General features: G+C 36.5%; 26 protein-coding genes. 3 read left to right on the forward strand and 23 right to left on the reverse strand.

What is annotated here, in order from left to right:
* The first annotated feature begins 10 nt into the window (after nt 1–10).
* On the forward strand, nt 11–2,704 hold the full coding sequence (locus tag ACLBWW_RS07295; RefSeq protein ID WP_447613969.1) for a PBP1A family penicillin-binding protein: 2,694 nt from the start codon (nt 11–13) through the stop codon (nt 2,702–2,704).
* A 23-nt stretch (nt 2,705–2,727) separates the two neighbouring features.
* Here ACLBWW_RS07295 and ACLBWW_RS07300 read toward each other — a convergent pair whose 3' ends face one another.
* From ACLBWW_RS07300 to panB, 10 genes are all read right to left on the reverse strand, one after another.
* The gene (locus ACLBWW_RS07300) at nt 2,728–3,246 is read right to left on the reverse strand and encodes a YpoC family protein (protein ID WP_098132584.1); all 519 of its coding nucleotides are present in this window, start codon (nt 3,244–3,246) and stop codon (nt 2,728–2,730) included.
* Nucleotides 3,247–3,249: 3 nt separating this feature from the next.
* Nucleotides 3,250–3,897 (reverse strand): endonuclease III, encoded by a 648-nt coding sequence (gene nth, locus ACLBWW_RS07305; protein ID WP_098047384.1) that lies wholly within the window; start codon nt 3,895–3,897, stop codon nt 3,250–3,252.
* 15 nt (nt 3,898–3,912) lie between these two features.
* Nucleotides 3,913–4,620 carry a DNA replication protein DnaD gene (gene dnaD / locus ACLBWW_RS07310; protein WP_098977604.1) on the reverse strand — a complete coding sequence of 236 codons (708 nt, stop codon included), beginning with the start codon at nt 4,618–4,620 and terminating at the stop codon, nt 3,913–3,915.
* A 121-nt stretch (nt 4,621–4,741) separates the two neighbouring features.
* On the reverse strand, nt 4,742–5,929 hold the full coding sequence (gene aspB, locus ACLBWW_RS07315; protein ID WP_098132583.1) for an aspartate transaminase AspB: 1,188 nt from the start codon (nt 5,927–5,929) through the stop codon (nt 4,742–4,744).
* A gap of 18 nt (nt 5,930–5,947) precedes the next feature.
* Entirely contained in the window at nt 5,948–6,451 is a 504-nt protein-coding gene (locus ACLBWW_RS07320; RefSeq protein ID WP_046955209.1) for a cell wall elongation regulator TseB-like domain-containing protein, read from the reverse strand.
* A gap of 7 nt (nt 6,452–6,458) precedes the next feature.
* Nucleotides 6,459–6,629, reverse strand: a complete 171-nt coding sequence (locus ACLBWW_RS07325; RefSeq protein WP_000358351.1) for a YpmA family protein — start codon at nt 6,627–6,629, stop codon at nt 6,459–6,461.
* 250 nt (nt 6,630–6,879) lie between these two features.
* Nucleotides 6,880–9,684 (reverse strand): ATP-dependent DNA helicase DinG, encoded by a 2,805-nt coding sequence (dinG, locus tag ACLBWW_RS07330; RefSeq protein WP_098047383.1) that lies wholly within the window; start codon nt 9,682–9,684, stop codon nt 6,880–6,882.
* Nucleotides 9,685–9,812: 128 nt separating this feature from the next.
* Nucleotides 9,813–10,196 carry an aspartate 1-decarboxylase gene (gene panD / locus ACLBWW_RS07335; protein ID WP_000490178.1) on the reverse strand — a complete coding sequence of 128 codons (384 nt, stop codon included), beginning with the start codon at nt 10,194–10,196 and terminating at the stop codon, nt 9,813–9,815.
* Nucleotides 10,197–10,208: 12 nt separating this feature from the next.
* Nucleotides 10,209–11,057: a pantoate--beta-alanine ligase gene (gene panC / locus ACLBWW_RS07340; protein ID WP_046955211.1), complete on the reverse strand. Its 849-nt coding sequence runs from the start codon at nt 11,055–11,057 to the stop codon at nt 10,209–10,211.
* Nucleotides 11,057–11,893 (reverse strand): 3-methyl-2-oxobutanoate hydroxymethyltransferase, encoded by an 837-nt coding sequence (gene panB / locus ACLBWW_RS07345; protein WP_000853116.1) that lies wholly within the window; start codon nt 11,891–11,893, stop codon nt 11,057–11,059. Before panB ends, panC begins: the two co-directional genes overlap by 1 nt.
* A gap of 410 nt (nt 11,894–12,303) precedes the next feature.
* Here panB and ACLBWW_RS07350 point away from each other — a divergent pair, with 410 nt between their 5' ends.
* Complete coding sequence (locus ACLBWW_RS07350) at nt 12,304–12,693, forward strand: cupredoxin domain-containing protein (protein WP_098047381.1); 390 nt, start codon at nt 12,304–12,306, stop codon at nt 12,691–12,693.
* A gap of 26 nt (nt 12,694–12,719) precedes the next feature.
* Here ACLBWW_RS07350 and ACLBWW_RS07355 read toward each other — a convergent pair whose 3' ends face one another.
* Genes ACLBWW_RS07355 through ACLBWW_RS07385 form a run of 7 tightly spaced genes read right to left on the reverse strand, consistent with a single transcriptional unit; the run spans nt 12,720 to nt 18,275 of the window.
* Complete coding sequence (locus ACLBWW_RS07355; RefSeq protein ID WP_048543513.1) at nt 12,720–13,700, reverse strand: biotin--[acetyl-CoA-carboxylase] ligase; 981 nt, start codon at nt 13,698–13,700, stop codon at nt 12,720–12,722.
* Complete coding sequence (locus ACLBWW_RS07360; RefSeq protein ID WP_048543517.1) at nt 13,685–14,878, reverse strand: CCA tRNA nucleotidyltransferase; 1,194 nt, start codon at nt 14,876–14,878, stop codon at nt 13,685–13,687. Before ACLBWW_RS07360 ends, ACLBWW_RS07355 begins: the two co-directional genes overlap by 16 nt.
* Nucleotides 14,865–16,010, reverse strand: coding sequence for an N-acetyl-alpha-D-glucosaminyl L-malate synthase BshA (bshA, locus tag ACLBWW_RS07365; RefSeq protein ID WP_098078502.1), 1,146 nt, complete (start codon nt 16,008–16,010; stop codon nt 14,865–14,867). Before bshA ends, ACLBWW_RS07360 begins: the two co-directional genes overlap by 14 nt.
* Nucleotides 16,011–16,712, reverse strand: coding sequence for a bacillithiol biosynthesis deacetylase BshB1 (bshB1, locus tag ACLBWW_RS07370; RefSeq protein ID WP_098069317.1), 702 nt, complete (start codon nt 16,710–16,712; stop codon nt 16,011–16,013).
* Between the two features lie 11 nt (nt 16,713–16,723).
* The gene (gene mgsA / locus ACLBWW_RS07375; protein WP_046955216.1) at nt 16,724–17,119 is read right to left on the reverse strand and encodes a methylglyoxal synthase; all 396 of its coding nucleotides are present in this window, start codon (nt 17,117–17,119) and stop codon (nt 16,724–16,726) included.
* 14 nt (nt 17,120–17,133) lie between these two features.
* Nucleotides 17,134–17,934: a dihydrodipicolinate reductase gene (dapB, locus tag ACLBWW_RS07380; protein WP_098047377.1), complete on the reverse strand. Its 801-nt coding sequence runs from the start codon at nt 17,932–17,934 to the stop codon at nt 17,134–17,136.
* On the reverse strand, nt 17,934–18,275 hold the full coding sequence (locus tag ACLBWW_RS07385) for a nucleotide pyrophosphohydrolase (RefSeq protein WP_048543622.1): 342 nt from the start codon (nt 18,273–18,275) through the stop codon (nt 17,934–17,936). Before ACLBWW_RS07385 ends, dapB begins: the two co-directional genes overlap by 1 nt.
* A gap of 584 nt (nt 18,276–18,859) precedes the next feature.
* Between ACLBWW_RS07385 and ACLBWW_RS07390 the strand changes: the two genes are divergently transcribed.
* A complete protein-coding gene (locus tag ACLBWW_RS07390; protein WP_098047376.1) occupies nt 18,860–19,741 on the forward strand; it encodes a YitT family protein in 882 nt (293 codons plus the stop codon).
* A gap of 28 nt (nt 19,742–19,769) precedes the next feature.
* On the opposite strand, the gene ACLBWW_RS07395 is transcribed toward ACLBWW_RS07390, so the two are convergent.
* The 6 genes from ACLBWW_RS07395 to qcrC form a co-directional block, all read right to left on the reverse strand.
* On the reverse strand, nt 19,770–20,411 hold the full coding sequence (locus tag ACLBWW_RS07395; RefSeq protein WP_098047375.1) for a uracil-DNA glycosylase: 642 nt from the start codon (nt 20,409–20,411) through the stop codon (nt 19,770–19,772).
* A 101-nt stretch (nt 20,412–20,512) separates the two neighbouring features.
* Entirely contained in the window at nt 20,513–21,193 is a 681-nt protein-coding gene (locus ACLBWW_RS07400; RefSeq protein ID WP_002096760.1) for a zinc metallopeptidase, read from the reverse strand.
* Between the two features lie 112 nt (nt 21,194–21,305).
* Nucleotides 21,306–22,094 carry a sporulation protein YpjB gene (gene ypjB / locus ACLBWW_RS07405; RefSeq protein WP_048543532.1) on the reverse strand — a complete coding sequence of 263 codons (789 nt, stop codon included), beginning with the start codon at nt 22,092–22,094 and terminating at the stop codon, nt 21,306–21,308.
* Between the two features lie 107 nt (nt 22,095–22,201).
* Nucleotides 22,202–22,888 carry a lipoprotein intramolecular transacylase Lit gene (gene lit, locus ACLBWW_RS07410; RefSeq protein ID WP_048543533.1) on the reverse strand — a complete coding sequence of 229 codons (687 nt, stop codon included), beginning with the start codon at nt 22,886–22,888 and terminating at the stop codon, nt 22,202–22,204.
* Between the two features lie 25 nt (nt 22,889–22,913).
* Complete coding sequence (locus ACLBWW_RS07415; RefSeq protein ID WP_000262813.1) at nt 22,914–23,504, reverse strand: DUF1405 domain-containing protein; 591 nt, start codon at nt 23,502–23,504, stop codon at nt 22,914–22,916.
* Between the two features lie 122 nt (nt 23,505–23,626).
* Nucleotides 23,627–24,394: a menaquinol-cytochrome c reductase cytochrome b/c subunit gene (gene qcrC / locus ACLBWW_RS07420; RefSeq protein ID WP_000554603.1), complete on the reverse strand. Its 768-nt coding sequence runs from the start codon at nt 24,392–24,394 to the stop codon at nt 23,627–23,629.
* Between the last annotated feature and the right edge of the window lie 41 nt (nt 24,395–24,435).

Genomic DNA, 24,435 nt, shown 5'->3' on the forward strand with positions numbered 1-24,435 from the left:
AGAAAGTATAATGTCAGATAATTATCGTTCTCGTACAGAACGAAATCATGTAAAAAATCAAAATCAAAAGCAAGAAACAAATAAAGAAAAAAAACCAAAGAAAAAGGGCTCCTTTTTTAAAAAATTCCTTATAGGTTGTCTACTTCTTGGTATCGTTGGTCTTATAGCTAGCGTTTCCGCTTTCTTTGTTATGGTGAAGGACGCTCCAAAATTAGACAAATCAAAACTTGTCAATCCTTTATCAACAAAGTTTCTTGATAAGAATGGGAACTTTTTCTATGAATACGGTGCTGAAAAACGAACCCACGTTACGTATGATCAAATTCCAAAGGTAGTTGAAAGTGCATTCCTTGCAACTGAGGATTCACGTTTCTATGATCATAATGGAATTGATTTTAAACGAACTACAAAAGCAGTTATGGAAAATGTCACTGGAGGGTTCGGATCTCAAGGTGGTAGTACGATTACACAACAAGTAGTCAAAAACTATTTTCTAACGATGGACAAAACTGCGAAGAGAAAAGTACAAGAATGGTACCTATCTTACAAATTAGAGCAACAATACTCTAAACATGAGATCTTAGAAATGTACTTAAATAAGATTAACTTAGGTAACCGTTCGTACGGTATTGCAACAGCAGCCCAAAAATATTATAACAAAGATTTAAAAGACTTACAGTTACATGAAGCTGCTATGCTCGCTGGTTTACCCCAAGGTCCAAACATTTATGATCCAACCAAAAAGGAAAATGTTGAACGAGCAACAAATCGTCGTAATGTCGTATTGTCATTAATGAATCGACATGGTTATATAACAAAAGATGAAATGGATAACGCAATGAAAATCTCTGTAACTAAGGGTCTTCAACCGGCTTCAGAAGTAACTGAGATGAAGTATCAAGCATTTTTAGATGCTGTTGTAAAAGAAGTTGAAAAAGAATATCCCGATATAAATATCGGTTCAGATGGTTTAACGATTCATACAACACTTGACCAAGATGCTCAGGATTATGCTGAAAAAATTATGGATGGCAATCTTATTAAGTATCCGAACGATCAATTCCAAGGATCATTCGTATTTATGGATACACAATCTGGAGAAGTTCGAGCAATTGGAGCTGGGCGTAAAGAAAGTAAGTCTACTTTCAAAGGTCATAATATGGCCACTGATTTAAAACGCCAAGTTGGTTCAACAATGAAACCAATTTTCGACTACGGTCCAGCAATTGAGAATTTACAATGGTCTACATATCATCAATTAAATGACTCAGAGTATACGTATTCCACTGGTAAAAAAATACGAAATGCAACAAATAGTTACAAAGGTGACGTTTCACTACGTGAAGCTTTGAAAAAGTCATTAAACATTCCAGCTTTAAAGACAGCTCAAGCGGTTGGTCTTCCTAAGTCACAAGCGTTTGCTGAAGGTTTAGGTATGACATTTAAAGACGGCAAAACATATGAATCAACAGCAATTGGTAGTAACGATAGTTCTCCATTACAATTAGCGGGGTCATATGCAGCCTTTGGTAACGGTGGGAACTACAATAAACCGCACTTCGTAAAAGAAGTTATCTTCCCAGATGGGAAAAAGAAAAGTTTTAAACCGAAAGAACAACGTGCGATGCAAGACTACACAGCTTACATGGTGACTGACGTTCTTCGTGACGTAGTAAAACCTGGTGCTGGCGGTACTGGTCCAACAGCATACGTTTCAGGTGTTGATGTTGCCGGTAAAACAGGAACACAAAACTTTGATGAAGACGTTCTTAAAAAATATGGTATTCCAGCTGATGCAAACAGAGATAGTTGGTTCGCTGGATATACACCGCAATATACAATGGCAGTATGGACTGGTTACGAAAAAAATGGCCCAGAAAACTACATTAGTGACCGTTATACTAGAATTGCACAACAAATGTTCCAAGTAATGATGAGCAAATTCGCTACAGATAAATCCCGTTTCGAGCGTCCTTCTTCTGTACAAGAAATAAACGGAGAGTTATACGTAAAAGGTGCGAAAAAAGATGCAATTAAACAAATTAAAGTAGATGCACCTAGTGGTCTTAATGTCACTTTCGATGGCGCTAGTACTGTTACACTAAACTGGTCTGGACCAACAGAAGTTGATGCGTATGCAGCAAGCTATAAAGCGACTGACGGTTCAAGTGGTAGCCTATCAATAAGTGGTACGACAGCTTCTCTTGGTGGTATTAAACCTGGCGTTACTTACAGCTTCTCTGTAGTAGCGAAAAAAGGTACTGGAACAAGCCCAGCAGTTGGAGCATCCTTCACTGCGCCTGGCGGAACTCCAGATGCTAAGAAAACTGAAGAGGAAGCTGCCAAAAAGAAAGCCGAAGAAGAAGCTAAGAAAAAAGCTGATGAGGAAGCTCAGAAAAAGGCTAATGAAGATAAATTAAAACAAGAAGAAGCTCAGAAAAAAGCTGATGAAGAGCAGCGTAAACAACAAGAGCAACAGCAACAACAACAACAACGTAAACAACAAGAAGAAGCTCAGAAAAAGGCTGCTGAAGAAGAAGCTGCTAGAAAGAAAGCCGAAGAAGAAGCTGCTAGAAAGAAAGCTGAAGAAGAGGCTGCTAGAAAAAAAGCTGAAGAAGAACAACACAAGCAACAAGAACAACAACAAAATACCGGAGGAGATACACCTCACGCAGACGGAAATGTTGTCACAACAGAGTCTTAATACAAAAAAAGAAGTCCTTTCTCTTAACGAGGAAAGGACTTCTTTTTTGTTATCATTTTCTTAACATATAGCTTTTCTATTTCAATATACAACTGCGCTAACTGAATATAGGAATGATAATTATTCGGTTTCTTTATAATGAACGAATATCGCTCCATAAAATTAACTGGTTGTACTTCCAATTTACTCGTATAAGCTTCCATTTCATTCAAACTATGAACAGGTTGCTCATTTAGCCAATATATAATCGATAACAAATGTGCCGCAAAAAGAATCATTGGACCTTCAGCTTCTTGCTTATTTCTGTTTCGAAATAGTGTAGCAATGTCTTCATGCTTACTTTTCCATACATTCAACAGTACAGGAATACTATTTTCAATTTCATTCCACGGCTCATATTGTCTTTCAATATCAAATATAAAGTAAGTATTTTGTATTATTTCTTCAAAAGACTGATCTGTATGATACGTAATCGAAGTTACGCTTTCTGTAAAAAATGGTAAGCACCGAAATTCTTTCGGTATTTCTATAACTCGCTCCACCCTTTATTTCCCCTTCATTCGCTTCTTTCCTTCACGACACACTTCTAGTAATCGGCACTCTTCACATTGTGGTCGCTGTGCTTTACAGTGGTAACGCCCAAAGAAAATCATACGATGATGTGTAACGCCCCATTCATCCATCGGAACTTTCTTCATTAATGTCTTTTCTACTTCTAACACCGAATCTTTCCACCTACAAATCGCTAACCGTTTACTCACTCTCTCTACATGCGTATCAACAGCAATCGCTGGAATTCCAAATGCAACCGAAACAACTACATTCGCTGTCTTTCTTCCTACTCCTGGTAATTTCGTCAGCTCGTCACGGTCTTCTGGAACTTTCCCGTTATAATCATCTAGCAACATCTGGCACAATTTTTGAATATTTTTCGCCTTATTTCTAAACAATCCAATGGAACGTATATCTTGTTGTAATTCTTCTAAAGACACGCTTAAATAATCTTCTGGTGTTTTATATTTTTGAAATAAATTTTTCGTCACTTTATTTACAAGTGCATCTGTACATTGTGCAGATAACGCCACCGCGATTACTAATTCAAATGGATTATCATGAATTAATTCACAATGTGCTTCTGGATACATATCCGCCATTGTGTCTAAACAATAGCGAATTTGCGCTTTATTTAACATATACTTCCTCCTACATTACTGCTCCAACCAATTATAAAAAGGCACTTTCCCAGTAAATTTCGTCTCTTGTTTTGTCGTTTGCTGCGTTCGTTGTTGATTTGCTCTAAATTTCCGTCCTTGGTTTTGGGCTTGATCTACTGTTTTAATACCATTCTTTTTCCACTCAAATAAAATACGATCAATATATCGGAAATTAAGCTTACCGCTCATTACAGCTTCCCTGAGGGCCGCTTGAATTAAATTCGGATGATGTTGATCTTGATCTTCCCACATACCCAACGTTTCACATTCAAACGGAGAAAGTGGTCTTCCAAATTCTTTTTCAAATATTGTATATAAATTTACTTGCAGTTGTTTTATTTCTTTTTGTTCTTCCTCTATTGATTCGTTCATTAAGAAATGCAATATTTTTTCCCATAGCGGTTGTAAAGAATAACTTTCACACATCATCGCTTCTGATTTTTGTCCACCTTCTAGTGATAAAAAACCTTTTTGAATCAATGTCTGAATTACTTCCATACATTTCATTTCAGTAATCGTCATCCGTTCTGAAATCTCTGACGGAGTCGGAAACGAATTGCCCGATTCTAAAAATGTGTGTACATGAAGTACAACCATAAATTCCATTTCATTTAACCCTAATTTTTTATAATGCATCATAAGTAATTTTGGAATTGCAATGCTTCCCTGCTCAAACCACTGTAACATCATTTTCTTTTTCATCACCAAACACCTCGCTCTCTAGTATAACACACCTTTCGCTATTTCTTTTTGCCACAATTCGTCAAAAAAACCTTCCTATTATGTAGGAAGGTTTTTTGTATTGCGTTAATAAAATATACAATTAAGCTTGCACTTTACTTTTCATAAACGTATGAATGCGTTCTAATGCTTTCTCTACTTGTTCAAGAGATGTCGCATATGATAAACGAACGTTATTTGGAGCACCAAATCCTGTACCTGGTACAAGAGCCACTTTTTCCTCTTCTAATAGAGCTTTTGCCCAATCATCCACAGTTTCGTATCCTGATAAAGCTACAGCTTCTTTTACATTAGGGAATAAGTAAAATGCACCTTGTGGTTTAATGCAAGTAAAGCCAGGGATTTGAATTAATTTATCATAAATAATGTTTAATCTTTCTTCAAATGCTTGACGCATTGTTTCTACAGGTTCTTGTGAGCCTGCATATGCTGCAATTGCGCCGTATTGAGCGATTGAAGTAGGGTTTGACGTACTATGACTCGCTAAGTTCGTCATCGCTTTAATAAGCTGCTTATTTCCTGCTGCATATCCAATACGCCATCCTGTCATAGAATGAGATTTAGATACACCATTAATAATAAGTGTTTGTTCTTTTAATACATTAGAAAGCTGGGCAATCGAAGTATATTCTGCTCCACCATAAATTAATTTTTCATAAATTTCATCTGAAACGATTAAAATATCGTGTTCTAAACATACCTCTCCAAGCTGTTGTAATTCCTCTTTGCTATAAATCATTCCTGTTGGATTGCTCGGTGAATTAATAATAACTGCTTTCGTTTTCTCTGTAATTGCCTCACGCAGCTGCTTCGCTGTAATTTTGTACTCATTGTCTTCCAGGCCTTCTACGTAAACTGGCTTACCTCCAGCAAGCTTTACTTGCTCAGGATAACTTACCCAATAAGGAGTTGGGATGATAACTTCATCTCCTTCATCAAGTAACACTTGGAATAATGTATATAATGCATGCTTTGCACCGTTACATACAATAATTTCAGATGGATCATACGCAATTCCTTGATCACGTGTAAACTTCTTCACAATTTCTTGTTTTAACGCTTGTAATCCACCTGTTGGTGTATACTTCGTATGTCCTTCTAACATCGCTTTATGTGCAGCATCCATAATATGTTCTGGCGTATTAAAGTCAGGTTCTCCTGCCCCTAATCCAATTACATCATGACCTTCTGCTTTTAATGCTTGTGCCTTTGCTGTAATTTCTAAAGTTGCAGATGGTGTTAAAGCAGCTACTCGCTTTGCTAATTTCATTTGTAGTTCCCCCTACATCTATTTTTCAATGCTGTAGTGACCAGCATAAGCCCCATTTTGAAACTCTAAATAATAATACGTATAACGATCTTCCTGATCAATATATGTAATTTCCCACAACGGAATATCGTTTTGAGCACCTAATTTTACTTTTATAATTTCTTTTGGCTTTGGCTTTGGCTCATCACCTTTTCCTGTAGCTTGTTCAGCCAACTTTTGCAAAGCTTCTTTTTCAGGAATACCTTCACTCTTTTTCTTCACAAGGACATTCCCTTTTTTATTAGGCACCCAAACAATAATTTGTTCTCCTTTTTCGTCTACACCTTGTACGACTGTATATGAAGAATTTCCATTATAATAATCAACAGATTTTACTTTTGTAAGCTTTGCCTTTTCTTTCGCAATTTCTACAGATTTTGCCTCTTTATGGATTTTCTTTTCCATTGCTTTATTGTAAACATACGCCCCATATATTCCGCTAGCAACGATTACGATAACGATTGCAAAGATCCACTTTTTCATTGTATCATTACGTTCTGTAAATCGTAAATACAGCTATTTCTTTATCTTTTTCGTCTAATGCTAATCCGAACATGAGGTCCTGTTCTTTTAACGTACGATTCAAACTATCAACAATTTTATACAAGTCAGACGAATATTTAATACGCGTCGTTGATAGGACTTCGATTTTCTTATCCATGAAAAAACTCCTCCGTTACACAAAAATTTCTAATTATAGAAGAACGCAATACGGTTACAATAAGAGTACATTCTTTACAACCCCTGCTTCATCACCCATCTATTATAGCAGGACATGTACTGCAAAAAAAGGTTTCAAGTCGAAAACCAATACATTTTGTATACAAGAAGTAAGAAAAATAAAATTCCTCCTCCCCACATTTTTTACGCCTGAAGCTTAAATGTACTTCAGGCGTATTTTTCTTCCAATTTTATTTATTTGGCCATGCCTTTAATTGTTCTAATAATTCTTCTAGAGGGCCTTCATAAAGCGGAACAGTTGGGATTGATTGTAAAAAACGTTTTCCATAAGAAGCGCTTATCAAACGACGGTCTAATACAAATACTGTTCCGGTATCTGTACTTGTTCTAATCAGACGACCAAATCCTTGTTTGAAACGCAAGATTGCTTGCGGGAGTGCTAACTTAGCGAATACGTCCTCTCCTTGATTTTTTAACCACTCTCCTTTTGCTTCCATCATCGGTTGATGAGGAGGCGTAAAGGGAAGCCGTACAATAACAAGACAACTAAGGGCATCTCCAGGTATATCTATCCCTTCCCAAAAACTACTTGTTCCTAACAAAATCGATTTGTCGAACTCTTGAAATTTACGAATGAGACGACTTCGGCTCTTATTATTTACACTTTGCGTTAATAATAAATACCCCTCTAATTCCTCATCATTTTTCAAATTCGTATACGCTTCTTTCAACATTTCATACGAAGTGAATAAAACAAGCATTCTACCTTTTGTAGCTTTCGCTATTTTTGCAATATGTGCCGACACAGATTCAATATATTCTTCATTACTTGCTTGCTTAATAAAAGGCACATCTGTTGAAACCATTAATTTCATCTGTTCTTCAAAACGGAATGGTGATGGAACCTGTAATGTATTGGGAGCAAAATCATGTAAACCTAGCTCCTCTTTTATATAGTCAAATGAATCGTTTACTGTTAACGTTGCTGATGTGAAAATAACACTCTTTTTTTGTGTTAAAAATTCATCCGCAAGCCTTTCACCAATATGAACAGGCTGTGCATATAAAACGGTTGAATGAATTGTTCCCTTCGTTTCAGTCTCCATCCATGTCACGTATGAATTTTTTTCTAAAATGAGTAATTGTAAAGATTGTTCCATCTTTCTCAACAACTCAATTAAATGCATAAATTCACCTGTAACAACATGCATCTCCCATTCTAATTTACTTTGCAATATATCAACTTGCTTCTCAAGTATAGTCAATAATTTTCTTACATCGTATACAAAACGATTTGTTAACTCTGTAATGCTATCCCATAACTTACCTTTCTCTACTTCCGTGTTATATCGATAAATGAGTGGCATATTGCTTATCCCTTGTTCCTGCTTTGTTTGTTTAAAGATGAAAGCACGTAACATTTGGAATAGCTCATCCGCATCAAATTTCAATTCCTTCAAACTATGACTCACCATACGGAAAGTCGAACGAGAGGCTTGCTCTGATTTTTTCATCATTTTATATACTTTAGAAAGTACATCATCTGTTTCTAGCGTACCAAGACGAGATAAAACTAATTGAAAATACATACAGGAGAACTGTTCACCTAATGTTCTACTCGCCGCTTCCTCGATATGATGAGCTTCATCAAAAATAATATGTTCACATGAAGCAAATAGTGGTTCTTCACTTGAAAAATCTTGAAATAATAACGCATGATTTGTAATAACGATATCTGCAAATAATGCTTTATTCTTTGCTCGTTGATAAAAACAACGGCTATACCAGTTGCTTTGCATCCCACCTGGACTATGTACATCACTACAAATACGGTTCCAAAGTAACTTTCCGCCCTCAGGAATATTTAATTCATCACGATCGCCAGTTTCTGTTTGCAATAACCACACTAAAATTTTTGCCTTTGTGAGCGCCATATCATAATTTTTCTCTTCCTCTTGCAAAGCATATTCAAATTTATGTAGACAAAGATAATGCTTTCTTCCTTTCAAAAGAGCTACTTCAAATGAAAATGGCATTATTTTCTGTAATAATGGAATTTCTTTTTCTAATATTTGTTGTTGCAGTTGTACTGTTTGGGTACTTATGATGACAGGTTCTTCTTTTTTCGTTGCAAAATAAATACTTGGAAGTAAATATGCAAGAGTCTTTCCTGTTCCTGTTCCTGCTTCAATTAGTGAAAACCTAGAATCTCTTAGTGCTGTATATATTTCCTTCATCATAATCTGTTGGCTTTCTCTTTTTTCAAACTTTGGCATATTCAATTCAAGTTTATCGATTGCCTTATGCAAGAAAGCATCAAATTTAGATGAACATGTTTCACTGAGATTTAAAGCATAATTCCGTTTTCGAAGCGCAATATTTCGATACACTTCATACCCCTCTGCCACTTTTCTACCATGCATCATTTTCTTTAAAATATTTTCAGAAAGTACATCCGCTATATCACTTTGAAAAACATCGCTCAATTCATAAAGCGATTGCAAGGTGACAAGTGGTAACTTTTCAATTTCATTTAAAAATTGTAAAAATAATTCCGCTGTTGCAAGAGCATCACTATCCGCACGATGCGGTTGATCGTGCTCTAATTCATGTTGTTTAGCTAAATCACGTAATTTATAACTATCAGCTGTCGGCAAAAGAATTTGCGCCAACTCCACTGTATCAACTTTCGGACAATGTACTTCTGTATATCCAGCCCACCTTAATTCTTCCGTTAAAAAATTCCAATCAAAGTGAACGTTATGTGCAACGAAAGCTGCACCTTGCAATAGCTCAACAACCATCGGGGCTACATCTTGAAATAACGGGGCTTGCTTAACCATACTCTCATCAATCCCTGTTAATTCTGTAATAAATGGCGGAATCTCTCTCTTCGGATTAATAAAAGATGAAAAAATCTCTAGTATCTCTCCATCTTCCACTACAACAGCTGCGATTTGGGTAATTTTATCCTTCCCGTCCTTCCAGGAGTTCCCTGTCGTCTCTAAATCCACAACGACATAACGTTTACTCATATATGTAACACCTCAATTTCTTACCTATCAAACACAAAATTATATAATGTTACTATACCACGTTTTATCTCATCTTAATGAAAAGATGCACAAAAAAGCTATCTCCGTAATAGAGATAGCCTTCTTACTTATAATATCGTACCCGCTTTTTCAGCGCCTAACATTTGGATAATTTGATTATCATCGTCTAATACTGCAATTTTCGGCTCTTGGTTATGAATATTTTCTTCTGCCACTAAACCGTAGCAAATAATAATAACTTTATCCCCTGGCTGTACAAGCCTTGCAGCTGCACCATTTAAACAAACAACACCGCTACCGCGTTCTCCTTTAATAACATATGTCTCTAAGCGCGCACCATTATTGTTATTTACAATTTGTACTTTTTCATTTTCTACAATATTTACTGCATCCATTAAATCTTCATCAATTGTAATACTACCTACATAATTTAAGTTTGCTTCTGTTACCGTAGCGCGATGTAACTTCGCTCTCATCATTGTGCGAAACATAGATGCTCCCCCTTATTTAACCGTTAATGTTATATTGTCAATTAATCGTACATTCTCAAATTTAACTGCAATTGCTAAAATGATTCGTCCTTCAATTTTATCTATTACTTGTAGTGAAGGATAGGCATATAAATCAGCATAATCTACAGTGCCTTTCGTATACGTCTCAATATACTCTTTCACAAGAGTTGTAATGATTTCTGCATTACGTTCGCCTGCTTCAATTCTTTCTTTCGCTTTACATAGACTGCGATATAAATGAGGAGCCTCTTCACGCTCTTCTTGTGATAAATACACGTTACGAGAACTTTTCGCTAATCCATCTACTTCCCTTACAATATCCACTGGTACGATCGTAACCGGAATATTAAAATCAGCGACAAATCCTTCAATGACAGCAACTTGCTGTGCATCTTTCATACCAAAATAAGCACGCGTTGGCAATGTAATATTAAATAGTTTCATTAGTACAGTCGCAACTCCAGCGAAATGACCAGGTCTTTGTTTGCCACATAATACATCGGTACGCTTTACAACTGCTACTGTTGTCGTTTGTTCTGCTGGATACATTTCTTCTACGCTCGGATAAAATAAATAATCTACACCGTTTTCTTTTGCTACATTTTCATCTCTATCAATATCACGAGGGTATCGATCTAAATCTTCATTCGGCCCAAACTGTAGCGGATTGACAAACACGCTTAAAACCACAATTTCATTTTCTTCTCTTGCCTTACGTAATAAAGTCGCATGGCCTTCATGTAAATAACCCATCGTTGGAACAAAACCAATACTTTTTCCACTTATACGAAGTTCGTTTGTAATTTGCTGCATCTCTTGCACTGTAGTTACGATTTTCATTATTGTTTTCCTCCGTATAACGCTAAGCATTCTTCCTCTTTCATTGTGAATGAATGTTTTTCTTCTGGAAATTGCCCTGTCTTTACTTCAGTAACGTATTGTGAAATCCCTCGCACAATCTCCTCTTGAACAGACGTATATTGCTTTACAAATTTCGGAACACGATTTACGCCGTATGAGATAAGATCATGATAAACAAGTACTTGCCCATCTACTTTTTTCCCTGCTCCAATTCCAATCGTCGGAATTGTTAGTTGCTTCGAAATTAATTCCGCTAACTGCATTGGCACACATTCTAACACAAGCGCTATCGCACCAGCTTCCTCACATCTCTTCGCATCTTCTATTAATTTTTTTGCACTTTCAGCATCTTTTCCTTGTACTTTATACCCACCTAGTACTCCTACAGATTGAGGAGTTAAGCCTAAGTGTGCCACGACAGGAATTCCCGCATTCGTCAAGTAATGAATAGTTGATACCACTTCCCCTGCACCTTCTACCTTCAGTGCATGAGCACCACTCTCTTGAACAATGCGGCGTGCATTCACCATCGTATCTTGAGGCGACACATGATACGACATAAATGGCATATCAGTTACAATAAACGTCTCTTTCGCTCCTCGGCGTACAGCTTTCGTATGATGAATCATATCCTCTACTGTTACAGGTACTGTTGAATCGTAGCCGAGCACAACCATCCCAAGGGAATCTCCAACTAGAATCATATCAACTTCAGCTTCTTCTGCTAACTTAGCAGACGGATAATCATACGCCGTTAGCATCGTAATCGGCTCACCTTGCTCTTTCATCTTCAAAAAATCTGTTTTTGTTTTCAAAAACTACTCCTCCTTTATACAGGAGAGAGGAGATGGCCGAAATCATATAAAAAACCCCTCTGGCCATAAAAGGGCAGAAGGGTTGTGTGTTAGTCGGCATTATTCATCCCTCTGTCCCAGTCCGTTATTGGATCAAGGCAGAATCCAAGTTATTATTTTTCGTATTGCTTTGAATCATGGTGCAGTTCGCTCTGATACTGCCCATATTCGAACTAATTATAGCAAACTCCAAAAAGAAATTACTACATTTTTTTGAAAAAATAATTTTTTATTCCTATTACGGTATGTGAAATTTTTAAACATCACTCCATTATAGAAAGATAAATCGCTTAATTTACATGCATAGTATAACTCTTCAAATAATGATGCAGGTTAATGGAGGAAACATACTTATAAAAGGAGAATTGCGAATGTCTATGAACAAATGGTTATTTCGACTTACCGGTTTTCTTGTGATAATTGTAGGGATGATAACGTTTAGCTCCTTCCATGTATTTGCTTCAGTTAACGTCGTGACACAACCTATCGATTCAACGAAAGTAATTGAGGTTGAACTGAATGATAATTACTTTAACCCTAATGTCATCACGATTCCGATCGAACAATCTACAACATTGCTTTTGAAAAACAAAGGTAAAAGCGAGCACACCTTTACAGTAAAAACACTCGGAATTGACGTCGTAGTCGAGTCCGGAAAAGAAAAAAATATTACCGTGAAACCTACAAGTGCTGGTACATATGAATTAATATGTCGGTACCATCTCCTTAAAGGAATGGAAGGCAAAGTAATCGTCAAATAAAAAGAAGTTCCTAATAGGAACTTCTTTTACTTAATTTCGATATCCGCAGAATGAATGTGATGTACTTTCCCTTCATGGTCCTCCAGAAGCAATACACCATCCTCTGTAATTCCTTTTGCTACCCCTGTAATTGTCTCCCTCATCGTTCGAGCGGTAATTTCTTTCCCGATGCTCACAGCGTAACTTTCCCAAAGAATTTTAATGACAGAGAAACCATTTTGTAAATACTCTTCATATAATTTTTCTAGTTGTAAAAAGATTTGTTGCATAAGCTCTGCACGAACAATTGGCTTACCGGATTCAATCGCTAAAGAAGTAGCAATATGCTGAATTTCCTCATCAAAATGTTCTTGCTTTTGATTCGCATTAATACCAATCCCCATAATAACAGCATTAATTTTATCGGGATCCGCCTGCATTTCTGTTAATATACCTACAGCCTTTTTACCTTGAATTAAAATATCATTTGGCCATTTTATTCCTACGTTTACACCCGTGCACTTTTCAATCGCTTGTGCAACGCTAACAGCCGCTAATAAAGTAAGTTGTGGTGCATGATGAACCGGGATTGATGGACGTAAAATAATACTCATCCAAATTCCTGTTCCTTTTGGTGAATGCCATTTCCTGCTTAAACGACCTCTGCCGGCTGTTTGTTCTTCTGCAACAACAATCGTTCCTTCTTCTGCACCTTCATAAGCAAGTTTTGCTGCAATATGCTGCGTAGATTCAACAGACTCTTCAAAATATACCGTTCTACCAATATGTTTCGTTTGTAACCCTAACTGAATTTCATTAGCAGTCACTTTGTCTGGCTTACTCGCAATTCGATAACCTAATCGACGCACAGCTTCAAGTTCATATCCCTCATTCCGAAGGTCCTCCATATGTTTCCACACAGCGGTTCTTGAACAACCAAGTTTATCACTAATCGTTTGGCCAGATACAAACGCGCCATCCGCTTCTGAAAAAACTTGCAATAACTGCTTTCTTATAGTAGATTGCATTCTTGCAGCCACTCCCTTATACACTCTTTCTCATTAACTACGTTTCCTTGTACGATTGCTTCCTCAATTTTTTGAATCATTTCAGCAACCCACGGACCTGGCTTTTTATTTGCCCAGTTTAATAAATCATTCCCAGTCACATTCATTTCTTGTCGATTCTTGATTGGCAATGCTTCAAACAACGTTTGTACCCGTTTAACAGATGTATTATCATAGCTTTCAATCATCGCTTCATATACTCTTTCTGCCATTTCAGCGATATGAATTCCCGTTTTATAAAGAAGAACTGTATCCCAATCCTTCTCCTTTCTCGTACGGATTGTTAATAAAACTGCAACGATATCTTTTATTTTTTTATTCGAAAACTTCCATTGACGTAAAAAGACAGATGGATGCTCTTCCCCAATACAATATAAGAAGAATGCCCATGCCTCAATGTCCGTTTCAAAAGAATCCCAGTTATACTGCGTAGCTTTTAATAATCTCTCTTCTGACATTTGTAAATATGGCAGATGAGAAAATAGCTTCGTTTCTACTAATTCTTGCAAGCCCTTCACGCAATATGTACCAGTTAACAGTTTCTCAAACTCCACTGTAATTCGCTCAATTGCAATATGTTCTAGCAAATGTCCATATGTTTCTATTGCTTGTTTCGTTTTCATTTCTAAAGAAAAACCTAACGTACTTACGAAACGAATACCACGCATCATTCGCAGGGCGTCTTCTTGAAAACGATCCGCAGCATTGCCAACTGTCACAATTTCTCTCTTTTGAATCGCTTGCTGTCCAGCAAATAAATCAACCATTTTGCCTTCTTCTGTCATCGCAATTGCATTCATTGTGAAATCACGACGTTTTAAATCCTCTTCTAATGAACGAACAAATTGAACACTACTAGGTCTTCGAAAATCTTCATATTCGCTCTCTGTTCGAAAAGTGGTTACCTCATAAGGTTCACCATTTTCTACCACAATTACAGTTCCATGCTCAAGACCAACAGGAACATGTCTTGGAAATATAGCCATCACTTCTTCTGGTAAAGCAGATGTCGCAATATCAATATCTCCAATCGGCCTATCGATAATAAGATCTCGTACGCTTCCGCCGACAAAGTAGGCCTCATGTCCTCGTTGCTTTAAAGTCTCAATAATAGAACTAGCTTTTTTAAATCTTTCCATTTTTGTCATCCCTTAGTACATCATAGTAAATCGTTTCATATTGTGAGACGATTTTTTCAGAGCGGAACTGCTCGTAAACACTTGCTCTTGCTCGCTCTCCCAAATTACGGTGAAGTTCTTCATCCTTTAATAGCTGAATGGCTTGATTTGCCACTCCTGTTGGATCGCCAACTTCACATAAATATCCTGTTTCACCATGTTGAATGACTTCTGGAATACCTCCAACCCTTGTTCCGATACAAGGTACACCACACGCCATCGCTTCTAATAAAACAAGACCAAAACTCTCCTTCTCTGAAAGAAGCAACATTAAATCACTCATCGCAAGTAGCTCTGCAACATTATCTTGCTTCCCTAAGAATAAGACGCGATCTTCAATATGTAAATTTTTTACTATCTGTAAAATCGTGCAAAATTCTGGTCCATCTCCAACAAGAAGCAACTTCGCATCTACTTCTGTAACAATTTTAGCAAATGCCTGAACAACATCTTGCACACGTTTCACTTTACGGAAATTTGAAATGTGAATCAGTATCTTTTCACTCTCACTTATACCGTATTCTTTCTTTAATTGAGACATATCACGCTTGAAATATACACGCTCGTCTATAAAGTTATATACCGTTTGAATGTTTTTATTTGGTTTTACAAGCTCATGCGTTTCGTTAATCAATGAATGCGAGACAGCCGTCACAACATCAGATTGCTCAATACCAAAACGAATTAAATTATTTAACGAAGGGTCGGAACCTAACACAGTAATATCTGTTCCATGCAAGGTTGTAACAATTTTAATACGCTCTCCAATCATTTGTTTTGCTAAATAAGCACAAATGGCATGTGGTATTGCGTAATGCACATGTAAAATATCTAGGTTCTCTCTTTGTGCAACCTCTGCCATTTTACTCGCTAACGCTAAATCGTATGGTGGATATTGAAATACAGAGTATTGATTTACCGTCACTTCATGAAAATAAATGTTTGGATACACTTTATTTAACCGGAATGGTAAACCCGATGTAATAAAATGAATTTCATGCCCGCGTTCCGCTAATTGCTTTCCTAATTCTGTTCCAACAACCCCAGAACCACCTACAGAAGGATAACATGTAATACCTATTTTTAATTTCATTTACATCCCCCCTATTAAATCAGCATGTAATAAAACCGGTTTCTTACTCATAAATCCCTCGGCATATAAGACTCCAACTTCTTTTCCAAACATTTTCTCTCGAGCGACCACAGTTTCAACGTACCCTTCTGTTAACGGCGTTTTCACACCATCACTCCCTGTTGAAAACTGACTTTCATACGCTTCTAATGCTTCCACTTTTATAGAAAGGTACTCACTTATATCTATACAAAAATTCGGTTTATGAAAACCATTAATCATATAATAATAAAAAGACTCCACGCGATGTGGCGAAACCTCTGGCATATATTTACGAATTCCCGCTGAAAAAATAGCATCTTCCACAAGTTTTGCACAATTTGCATGATCTGGATGACGATCTTCATAATACGGCGCGAAAACTAGTTTCGGTTTATATGTACGAATCACCTTTACAATTTCACGTATATACTCTTCTTTCATATACAAACCACGGTCTGGCATCGCTAAATTCAGTCTCGTTTTTACTCCCATTATACGAGCTGCCGCCTTTGCTTCTTCTTTTCTCAATTCTATCGTTCCATTAGAAGAAAGGTCAGCTTCTGTTAAATCACAAATACCTACTTCATACCCTTGCTTCGTATATTTAGCAATGGTACCAGCCATGCCGATTTCAACATCATCGGCATGAGCACCAAACGCTAATATATGTAATCCACTCATAATTGTTCCCCTCATTTTCTAAACTTGCGGTAATCTAAATCTCCTCGCTCTAATGCGTGCATTAACATTTCAGCACTTGCCATATTCGTTGCAAGTGGAATCGCATATACATCACATAAACGAAGCAATGCATTTACATCTGGTTCATGCGGCTGAGCAGTTAGTGGATCTCGGAAAAAAATCACCATATCCATATCGTTTTTTGCAATCATGGCACCAATTTCTTGATCGCCACCAAGAGGACCCGACTGAAATCTTGTTACAACTAAACCAGTTGCCTCCATAATACGAAGTCCTGTCGTCCCTGTTGCAAATAATTCATGTTGTTCAAAAATTGGTTTATATGCGTATGCAAACGAAACCATGTCATCTTTCTTTTTGTCATGTGCGATTAAGGCAATTTTCATCCGTTGTCTCCCCTTTAGTCGATAATATTTTCTAAACCGTACACAAGATGATCTAGATTCATTACTGTATCAATTGATAGTTTTACACCCGACATAAATGATGCACGATTGAATGAATCATGACGAACCGTTAACATTTGTCCATCTCCACCAAACATTACTTCTTGGTGTGCAATAAGTCCTGGTAAACGTACACTATGAATGTGAATGCCGTCTACATTTGCACCACGAGCACCTTTTAGTTGTTCTACTTCATTCGGATGACCTTGCTGCTTTGCTTCACGATTTTGACGAATTAATTCTACTGTTTTTACTGCTGTACCAGATGGTGCATCTAACTTTTGATCATGATGCAATTCAATTACTTCAACATCTTGGAAATACTTCGCTGCCATTTGTGAGAATTTCATCATAAGAACTGCACCAATTGCAAAGTTTGGAGCGATAATTGTTCCTACTGCTTTTTCTTTCGCATTCTCTCTTAATTGCTTTAGTTCTTCTTCTGTAAATCCAGTTGTACCAATAACAGAACGAAGTCCACGCTCAACTGCTAGTGTAACGTGTTGTTTCCCAACTTCTGGCGTTGTTAAATCTAACAACACATCTGCTTCTACTTCCTCTAAACAAGTATGTAAATCTGCGTAAATTGGCGCTTGTAACGCTGGCATGCCCGGTAAATCAGAAATTTTCTCTCCACCATGCTTATAATCCACTGCTGCTACCAAATTAAAATGTTCCGTTCTTTCCATAAGAAGGACTGCTTCATGTCCCATACGTCCTCTTGGTCCAGCGATAATTACTTTAATTTCTTTCATTATTCTTTCTCTCCCTCATCAATACGTGTCCAGCGATCTTTATCACGTGTATTAAATTTATTCATTACAATGTTATGTGCCGTTTCTAAATCAATATTTAAACTATTTGCCATACAAATCATAACAAATAATACATCTCCAAGCTCTTCTTCCAGACTACGTTCTTTTTCAGTTGTTTTCTTCGGTTTCTCACCATAATAATGATTTACCTCTCTTGCAAGCTCCCCCATTTCTTCCGTTAAACGAGCCATCATTGCAAGTGGACTGAAATAACCTTCTTTAAACTGACCAATATATGCATCTACTTCTTTCTGCATATCCTTCATCGTTTTTGCTTCCATACAATTCACCTCTAATCCTTCCTCTTTCATGTTAGCCAATTCATCGCGATTTGACAAATATTATTCCCTGCAAAACACCTATTTGCGCCCCCTTTTTAGATAGAATATAATAAAGTGAAACTTTCTTTTGCGGTTTTTGCAAAAGATCAGCCAGAACCAATCGGGCTCTTATGGCTGGTTTGATCTCACTTCACTGCTTTACCCTCTACCAGCCGTTAGAGCGGGGTAAAGTGAAACTTTCTTTTGCGGTTTTTGCAAAAGATCAGCCAGAACCAATCGGGCTCTTATGGCTGGTTTGATCTCACTTCACTGCTTTACCCTCTACCAGCCGTTAGAGCGGGGTAAAGTGAAACTTCTTTTGCGGTTTTTGCAAAAGATTAGCCCGAACCAATTGGGTTCCAGCGGCTGGTTTGCCCTCCTTCAGAGCTTTATCCCCTATCAGCCATTGGAACGGGGTAAAGTGAAACTTCTTTTGCGGTTTTTTATAGCCTTCACTATTTTTACTAAAAGCTAGAAATTACTTATCATTATGTTTTACCGTATCAGCGGAGCAATGCCATTTACATAATTAGGAGGATTTCTATATGACATCAAATTTGAAGATTCGAAATATCATTTTCATTTTAATCGGTTCCGCTATTTTTTCTTTCGGTATTGTGAATATCAATATTGAAAATCACCTTGCAGAAGGTGGATTTACCGGTATTACACTATTATTGTATTTTCTATTTAAGCTTGATCCTTCTTATTCAAACTTAATTTTAAATATCCCTATATTTTTTATTGGTTGGAAGTTACTTGGAAGAACGACATTTATTTATACACTAATCGGCACCTTCAGCGTATCTTTATTTCTATGGATTTTTCAACGTTACGAAGTTCTCAACTTACATGTAAACTTACAAAATGATATGACACTCGCGGCTTTATTCGCCGGGGCATTTATCGGTGTCGGTCTTGGAATCATATTTAAATATGGCGGGACTACTGGCGGTGTGGATATTATCGCAAGACTCGCTCATAAATATGTTGGCTGGAGTATGGGGAAAACGATGTTTATGTTTGATGCTATCGTCATTATCGTCTCTATTCTTACCTATTTATCGTACCGCGAGGGCATGTATACGTTAGTTGCTGTTTTTATCGGGGCGAAAGTCATTGATTTTATGCAAGAAGGAGCCTATGCGGCAAAAGGAGCAACTATTATCTCAGATAAAAACGATGAAATTGCTGCCAAAATTTTATCTGATATGGAACGCGGAGCTACTTTTTTAAAAGCTGTTGGATCGTATACAAAAGTGGAACGGAACGTATTATATTGCGTTGTTGCTAAAAATGAAATCGTGAAATTAAAAAATATTATTACTTCTGTAGATCCTCATGCCTTTGTTGCTGTAAGTGATGTACATGATGTAGTTGGTGAAGGTTTTACGTTAGATGAAAATAAAAATCCGTTACATAAATAAACGCAACTAGAAAAGCTCTCTAGCTTTTCTAGTTTTTTATTACATGTTTTTTAAGTTTCTCTAAATCCTCATAAATAAGCTCCAATAAACTCCGATTATAAAAAATGGAAGCAGGATGAAAAGTCGGGAAAATATGATATTCTTTCTCTGACCATGTAAACGCTGCACTTTGCATATCCTTTACTTTTTGAATAGGCTGTTTTAATAATTTTCCGTGCACATCAGTTATTTTTTTATGTTTTCCTGTTAAACGTTGAAGGCCGATATTTCCAAGTGTGACGATAAGCTTCGGGTTTATTTTCTCTAATTCATAATCTAACAACGGGGCATGGGCAAGTATTTCTCCTTGATTTGGCGTTCTATTATACTTTTTCTGTATGATTTCACCATTTCGTTCTTTTTTCTCTCGCCACTTATATGGTCTACTTCGAACAGCGCTCGTGATATATACTTCTTCCCTTTTAACTTGAATACGCTCTAAAAAATCCATTAGTTGTTTTCCCGCCCTCCCGCTAAACGGAATCCCATTATGAATTTCTGTTTCACCAGGCGCTTCTCCTAACAACATAAATTTCGGATTTTCAGGACCTTGTCCACTTAAGAAACCTTCTAGCTGATAAAGAGCACTTTGTTCTTTCACTTGTTTTACTAAATGGCTTGGATATTTCATTTTCCCCACCGCCTTTCCGTATTACTTCTATTATTTCTATTTGCAATACATTATATAATTCAATTCACAAAACAAAAAAAGACTATCAAAATTGATAGTCTTTAGTCGTCGCTACGCTGCATACCAGTATACATTAATACGAGACGTAATAATTCAAATACCGCTACAGCTGCAGCTGCTACATATGTTAATGCTGCCGCATTTAATACTTTACGAGCTTGCCCATATTCATCTGTTGATACGATACCTAACGCTTCAATTTGTTGCATCGCACGCTTTGATGCATCAAACTCAACAGGTAATGTAACGAGCTGGAACACAACACCTGCTGCCATTAAGATGATACCTAATAACAATAAGTTAGACATAGATGCAAAGGCACCAATCATAATAAATACCCAGGAAATATTTGATCCAAAGTTTGCAACTGGCACTAACGAATGACGAATACGCATAAAGTTATAGTCTTTTGCATCTTGAATTGCGTGTCCTACTTCGTGTGCTGCAACTGCTGTACCAGCAACTGAATGACCGTAATAGTTGTCTGTTGATAATCGAACTGTTTTGGCAGTTGGATCATAATGGTCTGATAAATGACCTGGTGTTTCTTCTACAGCTACGTTGTATAATCCATTCTCATCTAAAATTTTTCGAGCCACTTCCGCTCCTGTCATACCTGATGTTGAATAAACTTGTGAATACTTGCTATAGGCACTACGTACTTTTGACTGTGCATACAACGGTATGATCATTATGATCGCGAAGTAAATTAAATAAAACATCATGAACCTTTGAACCTCCATTGAAGTTTTAATTATAGTACTTCTCATTCTATTTTCTTCTGACATCATTGTCAATGAATAAACCTTACAATCCATATCTTTATTTATTGCATTATCTATTTTTAGAGTGTACATTACTTTTTCTTTTTTCTCTCTCTCCTTTATACTTTCTCCATCCAACATAAGTTAATGTGAATAAAATAAGACCTCCAGTAATTGTCATAAACCAAATGAGAGAGGGTGCAATTTCATCTTTTTTTACTGTGTGAAATATTTTTTGCAAATCCCCTTTAATGATTCCTACTTGCATTTGCCCACCTTTCGTTTTTAACATAACGTTACGAAATTCATCCAAATAAGATAAATGGGCATTTACACGCTGCACTTCGTTTTCTGGCAAAGCAATCATTAAGCTTGGATAAATAATATTAAATTCATGTAAGAATGTGTTTAACGTTTGTTGAAACTGTCCCGTATCTTCTTTTTTCATCGCTTTTTCCATTTGAGAAAAGGCACCCATTACTTTTTTTTCTCTTTCCATCCAAAGTGGTTGATATTTCGACACTTTCGCATCAACAGCGAGCTGTAGGGCTAACACATTATCAATTTTAACTTGTTTACCTAAATCTGTTTCCGCGAGTGATTGTTTCGCCTTGTCGTAAGCTAAAGAAATAACTCTAACTTGATCTGGCGTTACTTCTTGCTTCTTTTCATTCCCCTTTATGACAAACTGCTCCGAGAAATGTTGTAATACTTGTACTGCTTTTTCATCTTCATTACGCTTCACTAATTGTAATGAGTCGTCTAACAACCCTGTTAGTCCACTCCACTCTTCAGCATATATACGTAACGGAAACATTATAATTAGAAATGCTATCAATCCAATTAATGTTCTCTTCATCACGGTCCCCCCTATAACTACTAGTACAAAATATGTTAATTGGGACAAGAATAGAACAGAACTGGACCGAAAAATATATTATCGTTTTACAAACAAAAAAATTCTCTTTAAACAGAGAATTTTTCCTTTGAAATCCTTTTCTTTTTTACGAAATATCTATACAAGCTGTAACAAAGTATGCTGCCACATAAAATAAATAATAAAATTGCACACGCAGCATGCATAAAGAATTCTTCTGGTAACATTAATATAATTGGATCCGTTTCAATATCAAACATCCAATAATCATTACTGAATAACAGCTTATGGAATAATACAAAACTCTTTTCAAAATTAATAGCGATCGGTAACATGAGCGCGATTGGTAAGATAATTGTTAAAATTGATCCGTGCAGTAAAAACTTTTCATTTTTCTTTTTTAATAAATAAATCCCGCCTATTATTGCAATCATAATTGTCGCATACATTACATATTGAATCTTTACTAAAATATTTTTAACATCTACAAAATGAATACGGCCATTTGTAGACATATCTAATGTTGGAAACTGTAATGCCCCGTCATAAAACGGAGATAAATATGTGATAAGCACATCATAATTTTTTTTAATATCAGCCTTCGTCATATCCGCTAAGTCTGGGATGTTTAAAAAATCAATTTCAAAATAATATAGCCATTTTCCGTATACAACCGCTGTTGTTGCGAGTGCAAATATAGAAAATGCTATGCTATATGAAACAACTATAGTAATCAATCGATCCAATATTTTTGTACCACTCTTATTTTTCTTCATTTTCTCCCCCTACATGTTCTAACTATCATAAAGAAAACTGTTTTCGGTTCTCACGCAAGCAATAATAATATGTAAGACATAGTGTGACGATGCTTAGCCAAAACGTAAAGTAACCAATTTCTTCTACAAACAAATGCATAATTCCATATCTCGGCATTTGCCAAAATAAATAATCAATTGCATCATTATGTAATGTCCATATAGCTGCTACCGCAAAATGCCATTTTTTTATACGGTAAAACGGTGCATATAACAATCCTTGTACTGCCATCGCAAAGTGCGAAAGCATTAACATATACCCCATAAGACCAATAGGACCTTTTACATAAATCATAATTGCATTTACAACAACAGCCCATATACCATATTTCATCAAAGTAACAATCGCTAGCGCCTCTATTAATCCCCAATTTCTCTTTCTTAAAAAAGCAATTAAAACAAAGACAAAAAAGAGACTCGCCATCGGGCTATCGGGTACAAACGGCCAAAATATAGGTGAGGTTTCTTTTAATTGATTTCCATACCATATAAATCCGTATATTGTACCTAATATGTTAACAACTAATAAAAATAATAATATAGAGCGTTGTCTTAACATTGCATACAAATAAACCAAGCTGTATGTCCAACACCTTTCAAACAAAGTCATTCTTTCCTCAAACTCTACTCTATTATATAGTAAACTTTCTTTCATCAAAATAAAAAGCTGACTACAATTTTTTTGCAGTCAGCTTTTTATTATTTTTTATTATACTTTGCAACGAATTCCGAAAGCTTCTTCAGTTCCTCATCTGTACCTTTAAATACCCCTTTAGGCATTGAACCTTTTCCCTCTTTCGCAATCTTAGCAATTTCTTCTGGCTTTAAAGTTAAGTTTTGCAGTGCCGGTGCTGCTGCCCCGCCTTGTAAATTGTCACCGTGACATGTTAAACAAGTATTTTTTTGCATTAATTTATAACCATCATCATTTTTATCAACTGGTGCTGTTTTTACAATTGCTCCTTGTTTTTTTGCAGCTTCCCAGTCGTGGTGTGCTACAGATTCCCAAGTTAAAAAGATAATGGATGCAATTGCTAAAAGCATAAATCCCGTTGCTACAGGACGCTTCAATGGGCGTCTTTCTGGACCTCGATCAAGAAATGGAGCTAACAGTAATGCGCCAAACGCAATCCCTGGCATAATGAATGCTCCAATTACAGTAAATGAGCCAGAAGCATAAGAATACTTTAATAACTGATACAAGAATAAGAAATACCAATCTGGAAGTGGTATATACCCAGCATCAGTTGGATCCGCCATTCTTTCAAGCGGTGACGGATGCGCCACTGTTAAACATAAATAACCGATTAAAAAAACTGCACCAACCATCCATTCTTTTAACAAGAAGTTTGGCCAAAATGCTTCTGTTTTCCCTGGGTATTCAGAATAGTCTTTGGGAATATTTGGTTTTCGAGCTACTGGTACCCGAGAATCTCCTACAAACTTCATCCCTTTACCGCGATGCATAATCTCCCTCCTTTAGTTCTTTCCCCTTTAATTTAGCAATC

The organism is Bacillus sp. M5A3_1b, assembly GCF_053345335.1.

Excerpts from the sequence above, each read along its gene's own strand:
- ACLBWW_RS07360 (WP_048543517.1), bottom strand. The coding sequence starts at position 14,878 with ATGGAAAGATTTAAAAAAGCTAGTTCTATTATTGAGACTTTAAAGCAA.
- ACLBWW_RS07400 (WP_002096760.1), bottom strand. The coding sequence starts at position 21,193 with ATGTTTTATTTAATTTACTTCGCGATCATAATGATCATACCGTTGTAT.
- panC (WP_046955211.1), bottom strand. The coding sequence starts at position 11,057 with ATGAAAATCGTAACTACAGTGCAAGAGATGCAGCAAATTACAAACGAA.
- ACLBWW_RS07350 (WP_098047381.1), top strand. The coding sequence starts at position 12,304 with ATGTCTATGAACAAATGGTTATTTCGACTTACCGGTTTTCTTGTGATA.
- lit (WP_048543533.1), bottom strand. The coding sequence starts at position 22,888 with ATGAAGAAAAATAAGAGTGGTACAAAAATATTGGATCGATTGATTACT.
- dnaD (WP_098977604.1), bottom strand. The coding sequence starts at position 4,620 with ATGAAAAAGAAAATGATGTTACAGTGGTTTGAGCAGGGAAGCATTGCA.
- ACLBWW_RS07395 (WP_098047375.1), bottom strand. The coding sequence starts at position 20,411 with ATGAAATATCCAAGCCATTTAGTAAAACAAGTGAAAGAACAAAGTGCT.
- qcrC (WP_000554603.1), bottom strand. The coding sequence starts at position 24,394 with ATGCATCGCGGTAAAGGGATGAAGTTTGTAGGAGATTCTCGGGTACCA.
- ACLBWW_RS07355 (WP_048543513.1), bottom strand. The coding sequence starts at position 13,700 with ATGCAATCTACTATAAGAAAGCAGTTATTGCAAGTTTTTTCAGAAGCG.
- ACLBWW_RS07385 (WP_048543622.1), bottom strand. The coding sequence starts at position 18,275 with ATGGAAGCAAAAACGATGAAGGATATGCAGAAAGAAGTAGATGCATAT.
- ACLBWW_RS07325 (WP_000358351.1), bottom strand. The coding sequence starts at position 6,629 with ATGGATAAGAAAATCGAAGTCCTATCAACGACGCGTATTAAATATTCG.
- ACLBWW_RS07320 (WP_046955209.1), bottom strand. The coding sequence starts at position 6,451 with ATGAAAAAGTGGATCTTTGCAATCGTTATCGTAATCGTTGCTAGCGGA.
- dinG (WP_098047383.1), bottom strand. The coding sequence starts at position 9,684 with ATGAGTAAACGTTATGTCGTTGTGGATTTAGAGACGACAGGGAACTCC.
- ACLBWW_RS07390 (WP_098047376.1), top strand. The coding sequence starts at position 18,860 with ATGACATCAAATTTGAAGATTCGAAATATCATTTTCATTTTAATCGGT.
- panD (WP_000490178.1), bottom strand. The coding sequence starts at position 10,196 with ATGTTTCGCACAATGATGAGAGCGAAGTTACATCGCGCTACGGTAACA.
- mgsA (WP_046955216.1), bottom strand. The coding sequence starts at position 17,119 with ATGAAAATTGCCTTAATCGCACATGACAAAAAGAAAGATGACATGGTT.
- nth (WP_098047384.1), bottom strand. The coding sequence starts at position 3,897 with ATGTTAAATAAAGCGCAAATTCGCTATTGTTTAGACACAATGGCGGAT.
- bshA (WP_098078502.1), bottom strand. The coding sequence starts at position 16,010 with ATGAAATTAAAAATAGGTATTACATGTTATCCTTCTGTAGGTGGTTCT.
- aspB (WP_098132583.1), bottom strand. The coding sequence starts at position 5,929 with ATGAAATTAGCAAAGCGAGTAGCTGCTTTAACACCATCTGCAACTTTA.
- ACLBWW_RS07295 (WP_447613969.1), top strand. The coding sequence starts at position 11 with ATGTCAGATAATTATCGTTCTCGTACAGAACGAAATCATGTAAAAAAT.
- ypjB (WP_048543532.1), bottom strand. The coding sequence starts at position 22,094 with ATGAAGAGAACATTAATTGGATTGATAGCATTTCTAATTATAATGTTT.
- dapB (WP_098047377.1), bottom strand. The coding sequence starts at position 17,934 with ATGAAAGAAATTAAAGTAATTATCGCTGGACCAAGAGGACGTATGGGA.
- bshB1 (WP_098069317.1), bottom strand. The coding sequence starts at position 16,712 with ATGAGTGGATTACATATATTAGCGTTTGGTGCTCATGCCGATGATGTT.